We start from the raw sequence: 16,604 nt of genomic DNA, 5'->3' as shown, positions 1-16,604 counted from the left end.
TTTCCCACCTGGAAGTTTTTTGTGACTTCGGGTTCAGACTTAGGTCGCACTGCACGCAGGTGCTACTAAGAGCATCGGATTCTTTACAAGAATTTATATGCCGCATCTGTATGCAGGTAGACACAGGTCTCTGGGATGTACCCACGCATAGTTTTACGAATGGAGACATCATCACTGAACCGCGTATTAACGATGAAATTCGCACACCACAGCTGCGCCTGATTGGCCCTAAGGGTGAACAGGTGGGCGTTGTTGCCACTTCAGTCGCTCTCAATCTTGCTCGCGAAGCAAATTTGGATTTGGTTGAAGTTGCACCTAATGCAAAGCCACCGGTGGCTAAACTCATCGACTATGGTAAGTACAAGTACAACGAAAAGATTAAGGCTCGCGAAGCACGCCGCAACCAAAGCACTGCTGAGGTTAAGGAGATTCGTTTCCGCCTTAAGATTGACGATCATGATTTTGAAGTGAAGAAGGGTCACGTTGAGCGATTCCTTAATGGTGGCGACAAAGTGAAAGTCACTATTATGCTTCGTGGACGTGAGCAGTCTCGTCCAGTTGGAGGCGTGGAACTTCTACAGCGTTTGGCTGACGAAGTTCAGGAGTCTGGCTCCATTGAATCACGTCCTCGTCAGGATGGTCGCAACATTATCATGGTGCTCGCACCAAAGGGCAAGAAAGTTCAGACTCAGTCTGAGCAGCGCCGACGTGGTGCAGAGTCTCGTGCAGAGCGTCAAGCACGTCAAGCCGCTCGTCTGAACGCGAAGCGTGAAGCTCAGACACAAGCTGTGGCTGAAGCAGAAAGCAAGCTGGCAGACGCAACTGCGAACAAGACTTCTTCCCAGAAGACGACAAGCAAGGAGGGCAGCAATGCCTAAGATGAAAAGTAACTCCGCTGCATCTAAGCGAATCCGCGTGACTGGTTCCGGTAAGCTCATGCAGGCAGGTTCTGCAATGCGCCACAACTTGGAGCACAAGAGCGCACGTAAGCGTCGTGCTTTGAAGGCAGACCAGGTACTCGCACCAGCACAGAGCAAGAAGCTCAAGAGCATGATCGCTAAGTAAGCGCGTGCTGGATTAGGATTTTTTAGAAAGCAGAGGAAATACTATGGCACGTGTAAAGCGCGCAGTTAATGCTCACAAGAAGCGTCGTGTTGTTCTCGAACGCGCTAGCGGTTACCGCGGTCAGCGTTCCCGCCTTTACCGTAAGGCAAAGGAACAGCTCCTTCACTCATTTAACTACAACTTCCGCGACCGTAAGGCTCGCAAGGGTGACTTCCGCAAGCTGTGGATTACCCGTATTAATGTTGCAGTTCGTGCTGAAGGCATTACATACAACCGCTTCATCCAGGGTCTTCGCCTTGCAGGCATCGAACTCGATCGCCGTGCATTGGCAGAGCTCGCTGTAAGCGATGCAGAAACCTTCAAGGCAATTGTGGAGCAGGCAAAGGCAGCTCTTCCAGCTGATGTGAACGCTCCAGTTGAGGCTTAAGTAACACTCAAGAATTACTTGGCTTAACCTGTAAGTACACGAAACCTCCGCACAGTTTTCTGCGCGGAGGTTTCGTGTAGAGTAGCACATATGAGTTTTGGGCAGCAGATCGAACAATTTAGCGTTCATATTGGCGTGGAACGCGGTTTATCGCCCGCAACAGTTAGCGCCTATCAATCAGATCTCAATAAATATATAACGTGGCTTACATCGCGAGGCATCGAAAAAGCGGAAGAAATTCACCGTGAAGATATAGAGCAATTTATCACCTCTCTCAGTGGCATGAGCGCTCGAAGTATTGCGCGATCTTTAGCCTCTATCCATGAATTTCATAAGTTCCTCAGCGCAGAAGGTATTGTTCCTGCAGATGTTTCTCAAGGAGTAAAAGCGCCGAAAGTAGGCAGTTCCTTGCCGGACGTTCTCACTATCGATGAAGTATCTCGCATAATCGACATTGCAGCTCAGTCAGCGCAAACGGGTGATCCGGTTAGTATCCGTGACCGCGCACTTTTGGAGTTTATGTACGCCTCAGCTGCACGTGTTACCGAAACTGTTGGTTTAGATTTAACTGATCTCGATCTTAACGATCGTGTGGCTCGTTTACTCGGAAAAGGTGATAAACAACGCCTCGTACCGTTAGGATCATATGCCTGTGAAGCGCTCAGTGAGTATCTTGCAACTGGGCGTGAACAGTTAGCGCTGAAATCTAAAACGGGCATAGAGCAGCGCGCAGTTTTTCTCAATAAACGAGGTAAAAGGTTATCCCGTCAAAGCGTGTGGGAAATCGTTAAACACTATGCGGCTCTAGCTCAGGTACATAAAGATATTCATCCGCATACGCTGCGTCATTCGTGTGCTACGCATCTTATTCAAGGGGGAGCAGACGTGCGTACAGTACAGGAATTACTAGGTCACGCATCGGTTACCACAACGCAAATCTATACGCATGTTTCCCCGCAAACACTTATAGAAAGCTATATTTTATCGCATCCTCGAGCGCGCTAAAGTTCTGCAAAGTTGTCTGCAAAACTTTATTCATATCACTTATCTGCTCGCATATCCCACGAAAATACTATGATGGAAAGTGAGAGATGAGAGAAAGTTACTGGTAGATATGAATACTTTTGTGAAAAAATGTGTAAATCTAGCGCCAGGTATAGCAATAAGTTTGGTGATTGGTCTTGCTGCGTGGGTTTTAGGCAAGTTTCTGCCAGAAATTGGCGGACCTATTTTTGCAATATTGCTCGGAATGCTTATTGCTTTAGCATGGAAAAAGAAGGGCGCTGCAGCATCCGGTATTAGTTTTACCTCGAAATACGTTCTGCAAACAGCGGTAGCTCTTCTTGGTTTTGGATTAAATCTTGCTGTTGTTGCTCAAACTGGATGGCAGTCTTTGCCTATTATTGTAGTAACGATTACGGTTGCTCTCGTTTTGGCATGGCTGATGAGTAAAGCGCTACGAATGACCTCTAATACAGCCACTTTGATTGGTGTAGGCTCCTCTATTTGCGGAGGTTCGGCAATTGCTGCCACAGCTCCCGTTATTAAAGCGCGTGATGAAGAAGTAGCACAATCAATTTCTGTTATTTTTCTTTTTAACGTTATTGCTGCTTTGCTCTTCCCGCTGCTGGGTATGGCGTGCGGTATGAGTACGACCTCGGGAGAGGTTTTCGGTATTTTCTCTGGAACGGCAGTCAACGATACTTCGTCTGTTACAGCTGCAGCGGCTACGTGGGACACTATGTGGCGTTTGGGATCTGCGACTTTAGATACAGCTGTTACCGTGAAGCTCACTCGTACTCTAGCCATTATTCCTATCACCTTAGTTTTGGCTATTCTCGTGCAACGCAAACAAGCTGCGCAAGAGGGTAGTGAGTCGAAGTCTACTTTTTCCTTAAAGCGCGCCTTCCCACAGTTTATTCTCTGGTTTATTGTGGCATCTCTTATTACCACTCTTGCAGGATTCATGGGTGTTGCTCCTGAATCATTTAACCTGCTCAAAGAGCTGTCTAAGTTCTTTGTGATTATGGCGATGGCTGCGATTGGCTTGAACAGCGATATAGTTCATCTGATTAAGACTGGCGGAAAACCACTGCTTTTGGGCGCTGTATGTTGGATTGGTATTACTATATCGAGTTTGCTGATGATGATTGCGCTAGGATTACTATAAGAGCAAGTATTTAGCGAACGATTGCATATGCGGTCTTGTGACCTGATGGTTGGAGACCGCATTATTTATGCTGTTTTGAGTAGAGCGGGTGACATAGATACGAAAATACAAAGTTTTTGCAACACGTTTCTGACAACGTTTGCAAAATAAAAAAATGTAGTGCATAATGGTATTATCCGTTTTACGGTGCTTGTAATCGCAGAAGATTATAGCGGAAAGATATCGATATGGTGGAGACATATCGGGAGGAGGATTCGATGATGAATCGAGTGTTGAAGTCAACAATTGCAGTAACTGCTATGGCAGCAATGTCTTTGGGCACATTAGCTGCATGTGGTAATTCCAGTGCATCTAGCAATGGTAAGGGTAAAGTTTACTTCCTAAACTTCAAGCCAGAAAATGCAGATCAGTGGAAGCAGTTGGCTAAGGATTACACGAAGAAAACAGGCGTAGAAGTTAAAGTTCAAAACGCAGCTTCGGGCACATACGAGCAGACATTAAAGTCTGAAATTGCTAAGAGCGAAGCTCCAACTCTGTTCCAGGTAAATGGACCTGTAGGCTACCAGAACTGGAAGAAGTATACTGCTGACCTGTCTAAGACTTATCTCTACGATCAGCTGGTAGATAAAGATACTGCTTTGAAGGATGGTGACAAGGTTGTTGGTGTTCCTTATGTTACTGAAACCTACGGCATCATCTATAACAAGGATATTTTGAACAAGTACTTTGCTTTGTCAGATGCAGCAGTCAAGTCTGCTGAAGAAATCAATAGCTTCGACAAGCTCAAGGAAGTTGCTGATGGTATTCAAAAGCATAAGGATGAGCTTGGTGTAGACGGTGCTTTCACCTCTGCAGGTTTTGACTCTAGCTCTGACTGGCGTTTTAAGACTCACTTGGCAAATCTTCCTCTTTACTATGAATTCCAAGAGGATAAGGTAGATAACCAGCCAGCAACTGTTAAGGGTACATATTTGAAGAACTTCAAGAACATCTTCGATTTGTACATTACTGATTCCACCACACCTAAGACACAGCTCAGCTCCAAGACAGGTGATGACGCAAACTCTGAGTTCGCTTTAGGTAAGGCTGCGTTCTACCAGAACGGTACTTGGGCATGGTCTGATTTGAAGAAGGCTGGCATGAGCGCTGATTCGGTTGGTATGATGCCAATCTATATCGGTGCTAAGGGTGAAGAGAATCAGGGCTTAACCACTGGTTCTGAAAATTACTGGTGCATTAACGATAAGGCATCGGATAAGGATAAGAAGGCTACTGAAGACTTCCTCAAGTGGGTTATTAGCTCTGATGAAGGTAAGAAGTCGATGACTGAGGAAATGGGCTTCACTGTTCCATTCAAGACCTTCTCTGATGCTACTCCAGACAACCCATTGGTGAAGATTGCTGTGGAAGATGCGCAGTCTGGTAAGAAGCCAGTTTCGTGGAACTTCACCTTCATGCCTTCCGAAACATGGAAGAACAACCTCGGTAGCGCAATGCTTGAATATGCACAGGGCACCGGGAACTGGGATGCTGTGAAGACAGCATTCGTTGATGGTTGGAAGACTGAATACGATGCTTCGCACTAAATGTTGTGAGAAGTAACTAGCTCTCTGTTAAATCCTGAGTCTCCTTTTTGGGAGGGGCTCAGGATTTTTCTATTGGTGAGGGAGACTTTGCGGGCTTTGGTAATTATTCAACCTCTGCGTCTGAGCATTAGAAACCGCATTAAAGGTTCTTTGTTTTTTGGGAGAGCAGGTGCGTGGAGGTTGTGAGCGCGGTGCGCTGACAATGTGTGCGCTCGAAAAACTCTCTCGGCCCTCGCCCATGCGTAAATCATGGAACGCTATACCAAGTCATGCTTCACGCATCACTCAAGTTCCTACGCACCGCGATAATAACCAAATGAAATAAGCTAACCCCAATCAAATCCCACGAAATTCAAAGCCCTCCTAAAATCCAAAGAACCGCTTTCGCGTAAGCCTACGAACTGATTATCTAAAGCAAAGCCCGTCCGCACAATCCTGCAGACGGGCTATCTGTATGAGCGCTAAAATGTGTAATTACGCGCGAGGTCGGGAAGTAGAGGAGCGCACAATAAGCTCAGCCTTTTCTACTACAAAAGTCTCGTCAATCTCTTTGCTGTCAATCAGCTCTAATGCCATGCGTGCAGCCTTGCGAGCCATATCCACTGGGTTCTGGCGAATTGTTGTTAATCCCAAATCTGCGCTATACGAAGCATCGTCAAATCCCATAATCGACACGTCATGCGGAATGTGAATGCCACTACGTTCGAGTAAGAATTGCAGAGGGATGGCAATACCGTCTTCCTGACATGCAATAGCTGTTGGCAGCGGATCCATAGCAAGAACTTGAGAAGCCACATCACTAATATTGTATTGCCCATTCTCACTAATCTCGCATGCAATACTGCGAATGCGTACTCCGTGATCTTTGCAATAGTTCATAAACGAATCGGTACGATTTTGCACAGAGAAGTGCAAAGAAACTTCACGATGCGTACTCACATACACAATCTCTTTGTGCCCTAATTGAATCAAATGACGAGCAGCAATCTCAGATCCATGAATATCATCAATGTTAATAGCGGCGGTGAAACCGAGCTCCTCAGAGTTGTCGGCATTAATACCAATAACAGGAACCCCGATGGAATTGAGCTGTCCTACCTCGTCGCGGTCAATACTGAAAGATGAAACAATAACAGCATCCGCATTGCGTCGCACAGGCAGAGTTTGGAAAAACTCTTTGCGCTCATCAATGCTACCAATCTGGAACACAGAAACGTCATAGCCGGCTTCATGAAAAATCTCGTTAAGTCCCTCAAAAACCGAAGAAATGAACCATAAATTCATTTTGCCGCTCATCAGCAGCGCAATGCGTAATGACTTCCCGGATTTCAAAGCTGCTGCTGAACGCGAAAGGGAAAAATGCATCTGTGCAGCAATGGAAAGAATGCGGTCACGGGTTTTTGCCGATACTAAATCCGGTCTAGTGAACGCGCGAGAAACGGTGGACGTGGATACGCCTGCAGCCTCTGCTACATCCTGAATAGTGTGTCCCATGCTTCTAACCTCCGTACTAAAAGTAGCATATTGCGCAGTGAATGCGAACGCACCCCAACGCAACTACAAACGTTTGCAACAATCTATCAATTAAGAATGTGCACAGTCTATGTGCATGTCATTTCTTTTATTTTACGTCATAAACGCTGAAATATAGCGAAAATTACAAAGTTTATTGTATGTGCTTCTTGCGCTCATACGCAATACTGTTCAAAATATCTTGCGCGACATATTGCAATAAATTTGACATTCTATGCAAACGATGTCTATTATGGTTTTACTGTTTAGATCTGCCATGCCTAACCACAGCGGAGTGTGAGCGGTGCACGATACTAATGCATAGAGGCAGGGCAGTATTTCGAAGGAGGAGAGCCATATGGTAGATATGGTCGGAAAAGCAGTCAGAAAGTGGTGGGGCTTGTTTGCGCTTCCCACATTCCTGGCCTTTATTGTTGGCTTTATTGTGCCATTCATTATGGGTGTGTACTTAAGCTTGTGTGAATTTACAACAGTAACTGATGGTGAGTTTGTAGGCTTCAAAAACTACGCGAAAGCTTTAGCAGATAAAGAATTCCTTCACGCTCTCGGATTCTCTGCAGCCTTTACAGTAGTTACTACCATTGCTATTAATGTTATTGCTTTTGCTATCGCTTATATGCTTACTCGAGCAATCAAGGGTTCATCGTTATACCGTTCCGCACTGTTTATGCCAAACCTTATCGGCGGTATTGTGCTCGGTTATATTTGGTTGCTCTTACTCAACGGTATTCTTGCTCACTGGGGTCGCGCATTAACCTACTCAGGTGTGTACGGTTTCTGGGGTTTGGTGCTGGTGGTTAGTTGGCAGCAAATTGGTTATATGATGATTATTTATATCGCTGGTTTGCAATCCTTACCATCCGATGTTATTGAAGCTGCAGCAGTAGATGGTGCAACAGGAACGCAAACAATGTTCCGTATTATTATTCCTTTGATGATGCCATCGATTACTGTATGCTCCTTCTTAACAGTGACCAACGGCTTTAAGCTTTATGATCAGAACTTAGCATTGACTAACGGCGCTCCAAGTAATATGTCTGAAGGCTTGGCAATGAATATTACCCGCACCTTCTATGGACGTATGGGTTGGGAAGGTGTAGGCCAAGCTAAAGCAGTTCTCTTCTTTATCTTGGTTGCAGTTATTGCTTTGATCCAAAACAGACTCACCACAAGCAAGGAGGTGCAGGCATAATGAATAGCAATAATACGGTCAAGCACAGTGGATTCTGGTCTGCATTCTTCGCTGTTCTCAGCTTGTTGTGGATTTTCCCTATTGTTCTGGTATTCATCAACTCCTTCAAGCAGAAGGCATATATTTCTGAAAACGCTTTCTCTCTTCCTACGAGCAAATCCTTTGTGGGGCTTGAGAACTATACGCGCGGTATTGAAACCACGAACCTCTTCACCTCGTTTGGATGGACCTTCTTTATTACAGTGGGAGCGGTTACGCTGATTCTTCTGTGCACCTCCATGTGCGCATGGTGGATTGTGCGCGTAGACAATTGGGTAGCTAAACTGCTCTACACCCTGTTCCTGTTCAATATGATTGTGCCATTCCAAATGGTGATGTTTACTCTTTCGAAGTTTGTCGATATGCTCAAGCTGAACACTCCTTGGGGTTTGTGGTTCATCTACTTGGGCTTCGGAGCTGGTCTCGCGGTATTCATCTTCACTGGTGTTATTAAGGGTATTCCAAAGTCCTTGGAAGAATCAGCAATGATTGACGGAGCATCAGTGCCACGCACATTCTTCCAGATTGTTGTGCCAATTATGAAGCCATCGATTATCTCTGTAGCAATTTTGGAAGCTATGTGGATTTGGAATGACTACCTCTTGCCATACTTGACCTTGGATATTGAAAAATACAAGACTATTTCGGTAGCAGTACAGTATCTCAAGGGAGGCTACGGCTCGATTGATATGGGCTCAATGATGGCATGCCTCGTTTTGGCGATTATTCCAATTATTATCTTCTACCTCGCTTGCCAGAAGTACATCGTTAGCGGTGTTATGGCAGGTGCAGTTAAGGGATAAACTAGATTATTGCATCACGCTCAGGAGCGTAGGGAGAGCTATCCTTACGCTCCTGAACATATAGGGCAACGCATAACGAAGTACAGTTACAAGAGCAGTGAGCTAAGAACCAGAAATCCCAGAACTAGAAGTATTAGAAGCAGAGGAGATAGGCAATGAATTGGTTATCGCCAGATTCCAAGTTTATGGAAGCATGGAATAATACTACAGACGGTATTCTTATTAATCTGCTTATGTTACTGACTTCAGTTCCGCTTGTTACCATAGGAGTTGCCTTAGCTGCAGGTAACGAAACTGCGCGCAAAACGCTGCAAGGAGAGGGAAACTCGGTGGTGCGCACTTACTGGGCGTCATACAAATCCAACCTCGGTAAAGCAACACTATTATGGTTACCATATTTACTCACTGGCATTACTTTGGTTGGTATGTGGGCTTTTTTGCATGAACCTTGGGCTATGGTAATAGAGATTTTCCTCAGTATTATGTGGATTCTTGGTTTTGAATGGACTTTTGCTGTTCAAGCCCGTTTTGATAATACGGTTGCGCGCACATGGCTTAACGCTTTTGTTTTTGCATTGGGCAATCCGCTTTTTACCGCACTTTTGATTATTATTGACGTTGCTTTTATTTTTATTATTGTGGGAACTGTTATGTATCTTCCTCCTGCACTCTTTCTCGTGATTGTTTTTGGGTACGGAAGTATGCTCATGCTTCATGTGCCCTTTACTGAGCGAGCTTTTTCTCGCTATATTCAATAAAATGTAGTGTTATTAACATATCTGAGACGATCATAGTAACAACCACAAGAGCTTTCGCCTAGACGTGCTAATCTAATAACATGCCAACAGATCTTTTGGGTCGAGAGTACGAAACTTTCCCCGCACCGAAAACACTGGAACAACACGGTCCTGCTCGAATTATTGCTATGTGCAATCAAAAAGGTGGAGTGGGTAAAACAACCAGTAGCGTCAACATTGCTGGTGCGCTTAGCCAGTATGGTAGGCGAGTTCTTGTTGTGGATTTCGATCCACAGGGTGCGGCATCAGTTGCATTAGGTGTGAACGCAAACAAAGTGCCTAATACTATTTATACGGCTATGTTTAACTCGAGCATGGATGTGCATGACGTTATTCAACACACCCGTTTCCCAGATTTGGATGTTATTCCAGCAAATATCGATTTGTCTGCTGCCGAAGTTCAGCTCGTCACTGAAGTAGGTCGTGAACAGGTGTTGGCATCTGTTCTACGCCAGGTGCGTAACGAATACGATCTGATTTTAATTGACTGCCAACCATCATTAGGTTTACTTACTGTTAACGCTCTCACAGCCGCAGACGGAGTCATTATTCCTGTAGCTGCAGAGTTCTTCGCCTTACGTGGTGTAGCCTTGCTGATGGATTCCATAGAAAAAGTAAAAAGCCGTATCAATCCTCAACTGGAAGTTTACGGCGTTTTAATGACCATGTATACGCGCACTTTGCACGCTGAAGAGGTAGTCCAGCGAATTTATGATGCCTTCCCGGGTAAGGTTTTCCACACAGTTATTTCGCGTTCTATTAAAATTGCTGACGCATCGGTGGCAGCAAAACCAATAACCATGTTTTCTCCTCAGCATGCTACAGCGAAGGAATATCGTGAAGTAGCTCGCGAAATTGTGGCTCAAGGAATTGTTGCCTAGTTTTCAGGCTGTGCGTAGGTAAGGTAAGCGGTGGCTGAAAGTTTTCACGTCAATCTTGAGGAATATCAAGGTCCTTTTGACGTACTTCTCAGCCTCGTCAGCCAAAGGCAGCTAGAGCTTACTCAGATCTCATTATCTGCTGTTACTGAGGAATTCGTAGCCTACATTAAACAGCTGGATATGCGCGATAATGCTGACCAAGTCAGCTCATTTATCGATGTTGCATCGATTTTGATTGAAGCGAAATCCGCGCAGCTTATACCTCGTGAGCAAGCGGATGAAGATTTTGAAGCACATCTTGAAGCCTTGCAGCAACGCGATTTGCTGTTCGCTCGTCTGTTGCAGTATCGCGCCTTCAAAACAGCAGGTGAGGAGTTCCGTCGCAGCTTTGCCGCTCATTCAGGACGCTTCGCTCATCCGGGAACGTTGAGTCAGGCTTTGGCACAGCTTATACCAGAAGTAGAGATGACGTTGTCTCTTGATGATTTAGCCCGTTTAGCAGCTCGTGTTGTTGCCGATGCTCCTGCGAGTGAAGTATCTGTGTCCCAGCTACACGTTCCTCTGGTTGATTTGCGCATGCAAGCAGGTATTGTACGTGAACGTTTGCGTTTAGCAGGAGATAGAGCAGATGTTACTTTTGCTGAACTGATTAGTGATGCAAAGGAAAAGATTGAAGTAGTGGCTCGTTTTCTTGCTATTTTGGCTTTCTTTAAGCAGGGAGTTGTGCAGCTCAAACAGGCACAACCTTTTGATGATTTGCATGTTCGTTGGCTTAACGAGATGGATACGGCCGAAACAGTGGATGTGGTGGCGATTTCTGAAGGAGATTTTGCATGAGTACCGATACCTCTACCGCACTTCATACCGCCAGCGCAGAACGCTCAGAACTGCATAGTGCCCTAGAAGCAGTGCTTATGGTTACTGATCATCCGTTAGAATCCGCAGAACTTGTAAATATTATGCGTGATGCAGGTTTTATTAGCGGAACGGATAATGATATTGCTACTGCTATCGAGGAGTGCTTCGAGTACTTAGCACAGGAATATACACAGCAAAACCGCGGTTTCGAATTGCATCATAATCTACAAGGCTGGCAGTTAGTCAATGCCCAAGAATTTGAGCAAGTCGTGGCTCATTTTATTGCTGATGGTCAAACAGCACGTCTATCTCAAGCAGCCTTAGAAACCCTCGCTATTATTGCCTATAAACAGCCGATGACGCGCGCTCAAGTCAGTGGTATTCGTGGTGTAAGCTCAGACGGTGTTATTCGCTCTCTAACTGTGCACGGTCTTATCCGAGAGCAGGGAAGCGATGAACAAAGTCATGCAGCCCTGCTCGTAACAACCGGTCTTTTTCTCGACAAAATGGGTATTCAATCTTTAGAAGAATTACCAAGTTTAGCGCCGTTCTTGCCTGAATCTGTTCTTGCACAAACTGAACAAGAATAATCACCTTCTCTTTATCTTCTCTCTATCTTTTTCCGTATCGCGTGCTGTGTCTGCGTGAAAGCGTACACTTGCAAAGGTTTATGTCTCGCGCACGAGCGCTTGGCTCTCAATAAGCTTTTTCAATCAGCTAATAAAGAGGTAATGAATGGCAATTCGCTCTAATATCCGTAATGTGGCAATTGTTGCACACGTAGATCATGGTAAAACTACGCTGGTGAACGCAATGCTTCAGCAGTCTAACGTCTTCTCTGAGCGTGAAGAAGTTCCAGATCGCGTCATGGATTCTGGCGATATCGAGCGCGAGAAGGGTATTACTATTCTCGCGAAGAATACCGCTATTCATTATAATGGTCCAGCAGCCCAGGCTTTGGGCGAGAGCGATGGTATTGTTATTAACGTAGTCGACACTCCTGGCCACGCCGATTTCGGTGGCGAGGTAGAGCGCGGTATTTCTATGGTTGACGGCGTTGTTCTGCTCGTCGACGCTTCGGAAGGTCCATTGCCTCAGACGCGTTTCGTGCTGCGTAAGGCTTTGGAAGCTAAGCTGCCAGTTATTTTGGCTATAAATAAGACTGATCGTCCAGATGCTCGTATTAGCGAAGTCGTATCCGAAGCAACAGATTTGCTGCTCGGTTTGGCTCAGGACGTTGTCGAAGAGGGTGTGGACCTCGATTTGGATTCTCTGCTCGATCTGCCAGTTATTTACTGCGCTGCCAAGGCAGGACGTTCCAGCGTGAACCAGCCAGCAGATGGTGACGTTCCAGATAACGATAACCTCGAGCCTCTCTTCGAAATGATTGTGAAGAACATTCCTGCTCCTCACTACAACGAAGATACTCCTTTGCAGGCTCACGTCACCAATATCGATGCGTCAGATTATTTGGGACGTTTAGGTTTGGTTCGTATTTACTCCGGAGAGCTGCTTAAAGGTAAGCAGTATGGATTGGCACGAACAGATGGCAAGATTGTTAACTTTAAGTTGACCGAGATTTTGCGCACCGAAGGCTTGGACCGCGTTCCAGCAGAAAGCGCTGGCCCTGGCGACATCGTTGCTATTGCAGGTGTGGACGATATTATGATTGGCGAGACCATCGTCGATCCTCAAGATCCACAGCCATTGCCACTCATCCACGTGGATGAGCCAGCTATTTCTATGACTTTCGGTACGAATGATTCGCCTTTGGCTGGTACCGAAGGTAAGGATCACAAGCTGACCGCTCGTATGCTCAAGGACCGTTTGGATAAGGAACTGATTGGTAATGTGTCCATTCAGGTTATCGATACTGACCGTCCAGATGTATGGGAAGTTCGCGGTCGCGGTGAATTGGCTTTGGCTGTTTTGGCTGAAGAGATGCGTCGTGAAGGCTTCGAACTGACTGTGGGTCGCCCACAAGTTGTGACGCGCACTGTTGACGGCAAGGTTATGGAGCCATTCGAGCACTCGACTATCGATGTGCCAGAAGAGTACATGGGCGCTGTAACCCAGTTGATGGCTGCACGTAAGGGACGTATGGATTCCATGACGAACCACGGCTCTGGTTGGGTGCGCATGGAGTTTACTGTGCCTAGCCGCGGATTGATTGGCTTTAGAACCCAGTTACTGTCAAGCACTCGTGGAACAGGTATTGCATCCTCGATTTCTGCTGGCTACGATGAGTGGGCTGGCGAGATTGTGGTGCGTCAAAACGGTTCTATGGTTGCCGATCGTCAGGGTAAAGCTAGCCCATACGCTATGCAGAAGTTGCAGGCTCGCGGTAACTTCTTCGTGCAGCCACAGTCTCCAGTATATGAGGGTCAGGTTGTGGGCGTTACTGGTAAGCCAGGCGACTTGGACATTAACATTACGCTGGAAAAGCATATGACGAATATGCGTTCTGCAACAGCAGATGTTCTCGAAACCTTAACTCCGCCAATTCAGATGAGCTTGGAAGAGTCCTTGGACTTCGCGAACGATGATGAGTGCGTAGAAGTAACACCTGAATCCATTCGCGTGCGCAAGATTATTCTTAGCCGCGATGCTTGGTACAAGTGGCATGCTCAGCAGCGTCGTCAGTCTAAGCAGAAGTAAGCACAAGTAAAGGTTGATTATAAAGTGTCTACCCAGCCCAAAAGCCTCACATCTTGGCTCACCACTATCGCTTTTGCCATAGTGGTGGCTGTGGTAGGCACTTTTGCATACCGTTTGGGTGCTGCCTACAATATTCCCTATGGTTTGTTCTTAACCCTTCTTGCTGTGGGCATGTCGAGCTTTATGGCAGGAGTGCGCGGCAATATTTGGCATATTTTTGCGCATGGAGCTGTGTCTATTGGCATTACGTGGGCAATGGCATTATCGAGTACGAGTACGAGCACCGTGGTGGCTTTAGGCGGTTCCTCGCTGATTACCTATTGGTCGCAACATTGTTCGCTTTACTGGTTGTATGGCATTATTGTTGTACATCTGGTCGTTATGTTTTTACCGGCTCGATGGACGAAGGCTTTCCAAGACTAAAAACCCTTAGACGCAAAGGATGCTTATGCGCTTGTACTATTTAGGTCCGCACGGTTCGTTCACGCATCAAGCAGCACAAGCAGCAGCGCAGCAGTACAGTAAGAACGGCGACAGCGTTGAGCTGAGCGCGTGCGCGAACGAGCGAGAAATCGTAACTCACGTAGAAGCTGGTGACGGCTGGGGTATTCTTGCTTGGGAAAATAATGTCGAAGGCTATATCGCCCAAAATCTCGACCGTCTTATCGACGCGCATAATATTGCGGGCATCGACCGCCTGAGCGTAAACGTTGAGTTCGACGCTTTCGTGCGCGAAGATCACGCACAGCTTACCGAAGTGAGCGCTCATCCGCACGGTTTAGCGCAGTGCACGCAGTTTATCGCGGACAATCAGCTTCGTTTAGTTCCCGCGCAATCAAATACGGCGGCCTGCGAAAACCTGCAGCCGCATCAAATCGCTTTAGGACCGCAAAACTCGGGCGAGCTCTACGGTTTGGAAACGTATAAACGCGCGGTTCAGGATTATAGTGGCGCACACACAGACTTTCTCGTTCTCGCACCGCGCGAAGCCGTTGTAGAGCGTAACCGCTTGCGCTGCGCTTCGAAGGCTTCCTGCGAAAGCATTATTACTGTTATTCCGCTGTTTACTGGTCCAGGCGTAGTAGCGAATCTGTTGGACGTGTTCCGCGATAACGGTTTGAATATGACCAGCCTTATTTCTCGCCCGATTAAGGCGGCGGATGGCACGTACAGTTTTGTGATTACTTTAGACGCGGCACCGTGGGACGCGAATATGCAGGCAGTTTTCCGTGAGATAGAAGAGCACGGTGATTGGGTAAAGATTTTAGCCGTCTATGAGCAGCGCGATATAGCACATGTGCCGGTTGCACAATGGAATTTGCCGCAGGTGGGGATTAATCCGATGTTGGTGGAGGAGTAGACAGTGAAGATTGGTATTGCAGGACTCGGCTTAATTGGCGGCTCCTTGGCTTTAGCCTTGCGCGAGAACGGTTTCGACGTTGTGGCGTGGAATCATCGTAGCGCTCCTTACGGGGCTGCGCGCACAAACGGTATCGAATGCGTGCGCCGTATAGAAGAGCTTGCCGCGGCTGAGCCGGATATTCTCGTTTTGTGCACGCCTTTGAAGGCGATGGATTCGGTTTTGCAGCGTTTAGCGTCGGTATTATCGCACAAGACAACGCTTACCGATGTGGGCAGCGTAAAGCGCGAAGTATTAGACAGTGTATCTCGCCACGGTTTGCGCTCGGTTTTTGTGGGTGCGCATCCTATGGCTGGCAATGAGCTCGCAGGTTTTGACGCTGCAGATGCACGGTTATTTGATGGTGCAACGTGGGCGTTAACTGTAGAAAAAGATACTGACCGTGAGCGTTTTATTCACGTGGGACAAATGGTGTGCGATGGCGTAAAAAACCGTTTTATCGTAACCACGTCCGTTGAGCACGATAAAGCAACGGCTCAAATTTCTCATATGCCCCATGTGGTGGCTACCGCCTTGGCTGCACAGTTGGTGGATAATCCTGTGTCGAACGTGGCGTTGGCTTTGGCTGCAGGCTCGTGGCGCGATATGACGCGCGTAGCTCTGACCACTCCTGATCGTACGCAGGCGATGGTGGACGAGAATCCCGATAACGTGGCAGTTTTGTTGCATGGCATGGCGCAGCGACTTGAAGAAGCGGCAGAGCTTATCGAGAAGGGCGCGCCTTTGGCGAGCTTCTTTATGCGCGCGCAGCCGTATCGCGAGGTGAAGGCAAAGCTGAACAAAAAGATTCCAGAGGGAGTCTTTACTGTGCGCTGTGGGGAAAGCGACGATTCCTGGGCTTCGGATTTAGTAGCAGCATCGCGTCGTGGCGGTCGCGTTGAGCATATTGATGTTGTTGAAGCTACTGTGCGTCATTTCCCGCATTTGCGCGAGGAGGAATAGGCTTTAACCGCACAATCTTGCTGACTTCAATCCGCACAATCTGAGAGGGACGCGAACCGTTCGCCGCTGCATCGCGCTGCAAAACGAGAGCATCAGAGTGTGTCTCGAGAACGTGGCCCACGAAATCGCGGAACTGCGTACGCCCTGTGAAACTATCGATACCATCGGCAGTGCGCACAACAATGCGCGCACCCACCGGTATAGACTCTAAAGACACCATAGTGAGTATTATA

General features: G+C 46.9%; 18 protein-coding genes. 16 read left to right on the top strand and 2 right to left on the bottom strand.

Annotated elements, in window-relative coordinates; translation table 11 throughout:
- Positions 1–110 precede the first annotated feature (110 nt).
- From infC to G464_RS0100495, 6 genes are all read left to right on the top strand, one after another.
- On the top strand, positions 111–878 hold the full coding sequence (gene infC / locus G464_RS0100520; RefSeq protein ID WP_021618215.1) for a translation initiation factor IF-3: 768 nt from the start codon (positions 111–113) through the stop codon (positions 876–878).
- Positions 871–1,065: a 50S ribosomal protein L35 gene (gene rpmI, locus G464_RS0100515; RefSeq protein WP_021618216.1), complete on the top strand. Its 195-nt coding sequence runs from the start codon at positions 871–873 to the stop codon at positions 1,063–1,065. Before infC ends, rpmI begins: the two co-directional genes overlap by 8 nt.
- Positions 1,066–1,108: 43 nt before the next feature.
- Positions 1,109–1,492: a 50S ribosomal protein L20 gene (rplT, locus tag G464_RS0100510; protein WP_021618217.1), complete on the top strand. Its 384-nt coding sequence runs from the start codon at positions 1,109–1,111 to the stop codon at positions 1,490–1,492.
- A 90-nt stretch (positions 1,493–1,582) separates the two neighbouring features.
- Positions 1,583–2,497 carry a site-specific tyrosine recombinase XerD gene (gene xerD / locus G464_RS0100505; protein ID WP_022856320.1) on the top strand — a complete coding sequence of 305 codons (915 nt, stop codon included), beginning with the start codon at positions 1,583–1,585 and terminating at the stop codon, positions 2,495–2,497.
- 109 nt (positions 2,498–2,606) lie between these two features.
- Entirely contained in the window at positions 2,607–3,662 is a 1,056-nt protein-coding gene (locus G464_RS0100500; RefSeq protein ID WP_022856319.1) for a YeiH family protein, read from the top strand.
- A 257-nt stretch (positions 3,663–3,919) separates the two neighbouring features.
- Entirely contained in the window at positions 3,920–5,248 is a 1,329-nt protein-coding gene (locus G464_RS0100495) for an ABC transporter substrate-binding protein (RefSeq protein WP_022856318.1), read from the top strand.
- Between the two features lie 474 nt (positions 5,249–5,722).
- Here G464_RS0100495 and G464_RS0100490 read toward each other — a convergent pair whose 3' ends face one another.
- Complete coding sequence (locus tag G464_RS0100490; protein WP_021618222.1) at positions 5,723–6,742, bottom strand: LacI family DNA-binding transcriptional regulator; 1,020 nt, start codon at positions 6,740–6,742, stop codon at positions 5,723–5,725.
- Between the two features lie 376 nt (positions 6,743–7,118).
- On the opposite strand from G464_RS0100490, the gene G464_RS0100485 reads away from it, so the two are divergent.
- From G464_RS0100485 to G464_RS0100440, 10 genes are all read left to right on the top strand, one after another.
- A complete protein-coding gene (locus tag G464_RS0100485) occupies positions 7,119–7,973 on the top strand; it encodes a carbohydrate ABC transporter permease (protein WP_022856317.1) in 855 nt (284 codons plus the stop codon).
- Entirely contained in the window at positions 7,973–8,815 is an 843-nt protein-coding gene (locus G464_RS0100480; protein ID WP_021618224.1) for a carbohydrate ABC transporter permease, read from the top strand. The genes G464_RS0100485 and G464_RS0100480 overlap by 1 nt, the downstream gene beginning before the upstream one ends.
- A gap of 155 nt (positions 8,816–8,970) precedes the next feature.
- The gene (locus G464_RS0100475) at positions 8,971–9,573 is read left to right on the top strand and encodes a DUF624 domain-containing protein (protein WP_022856316.1); all 603 of its coding nucleotides are present in this window, start codon (positions 8,971–8,973) and stop codon (positions 9,571–9,573) included.
- A gap of 80 nt (positions 9,574–9,653) precedes the next feature.
- A complete protein-coding gene (locus G464_RS0100470) occupies positions 9,654–10,493 on the top strand; it encodes a ParA family protein (RefSeq protein ID WP_021618226.1) in 840 nt (279 codons plus the stop codon).
- 30 nt (positions 10,494–10,523) lie between these two features.
- Positions 10,524–11,330, top strand: coding sequence for a segregation and condensation protein A (locus tag G464_RS0100465; protein ID WP_022856315.1), 807 nt, complete (start codon positions 10,524–10,526; stop codon positions 11,328–11,330).
- Complete coding sequence (scpB, locus tag G464_RS0100460) at positions 11,327–11,941, top strand: SMC-Scp complex subunit ScpB (RefSeq protein WP_021618228.1); 615 nt, start codon at positions 11,327–11,329, stop codon at positions 11,939–11,941. The genes G464_RS0100465 and scpB overlap by 4 nt, the downstream gene beginning before the upstream one ends.
- Positions 11,942–12,086: 145 nt before the next feature.
- Positions 12,087–14,009 carry a translational GTPase TypA gene (typA, locus tag G464_RS0100455; protein ID WP_022856314.1) on the top strand — a complete coding sequence of 641 codons (1,923 nt, stop codon included), beginning with the start codon at positions 12,087–12,089 and terminating at the stop codon, positions 14,007–14,009.
- 24 nt (positions 14,010–14,033) lie between these two features.
- Complete coding sequence (locus G464_RS0100450; protein ID WP_022856313.1) at positions 14,034–14,432, top strand: hypothetical protein; 399 nt, start codon at positions 14,034–14,036, stop codon at positions 14,430–14,432.
- Between the two features lie 25 nt (positions 14,433–14,457).
- Complete coding sequence (locus G464_RS08320) at positions 14,458–15,369, top strand: prephenate dehydratase (RefSeq protein WP_022856312.1); 912 nt, start codon at positions 14,458–14,460, stop codon at positions 15,367–15,369.
- A 3-nt stretch (positions 15,370–15,372) separates the two neighbouring features.
- Entirely contained in the window at positions 15,373–16,371 is a 999-nt protein-coding gene (locus G464_RS0100440; RefSeq protein ID WP_022856311.1) for a prephenate dehydrogenase, read from the top strand.
- On the opposite strand, the gene G464_RS0100435 is transcribed toward G464_RS0100440, so the two are convergent.
- On the bottom strand, positions 16,331–16,591 hold the full coding sequence (locus G464_RS0100435) for a DUF6725 family protein (protein WP_022856310.1): 261 nt from the start codon (positions 16,589–16,591) through the stop codon (positions 16,331–16,333). The genes G464_RS0100440 and G464_RS0100435 overlap by 41 nt on opposite strands.
- Positions 16,592–16,604: the final 13 nt, after the last annotated feature.

It is taken from the genome of Alloscardovia omnicolens DSM 21503 (genome assembly GCF_000420505.1).
Classification (GTDB): Bacteria; Actinomycetota; Actinomycetes; order Actinomycetales; family Bifidobacteriaceae; genus Alloscardovia; species Alloscardovia omnicolens.
Note: the sequence above shows the minus strand (reverse complement) of the source record. Positions and strands in the feature narration are given on the sequence as shown.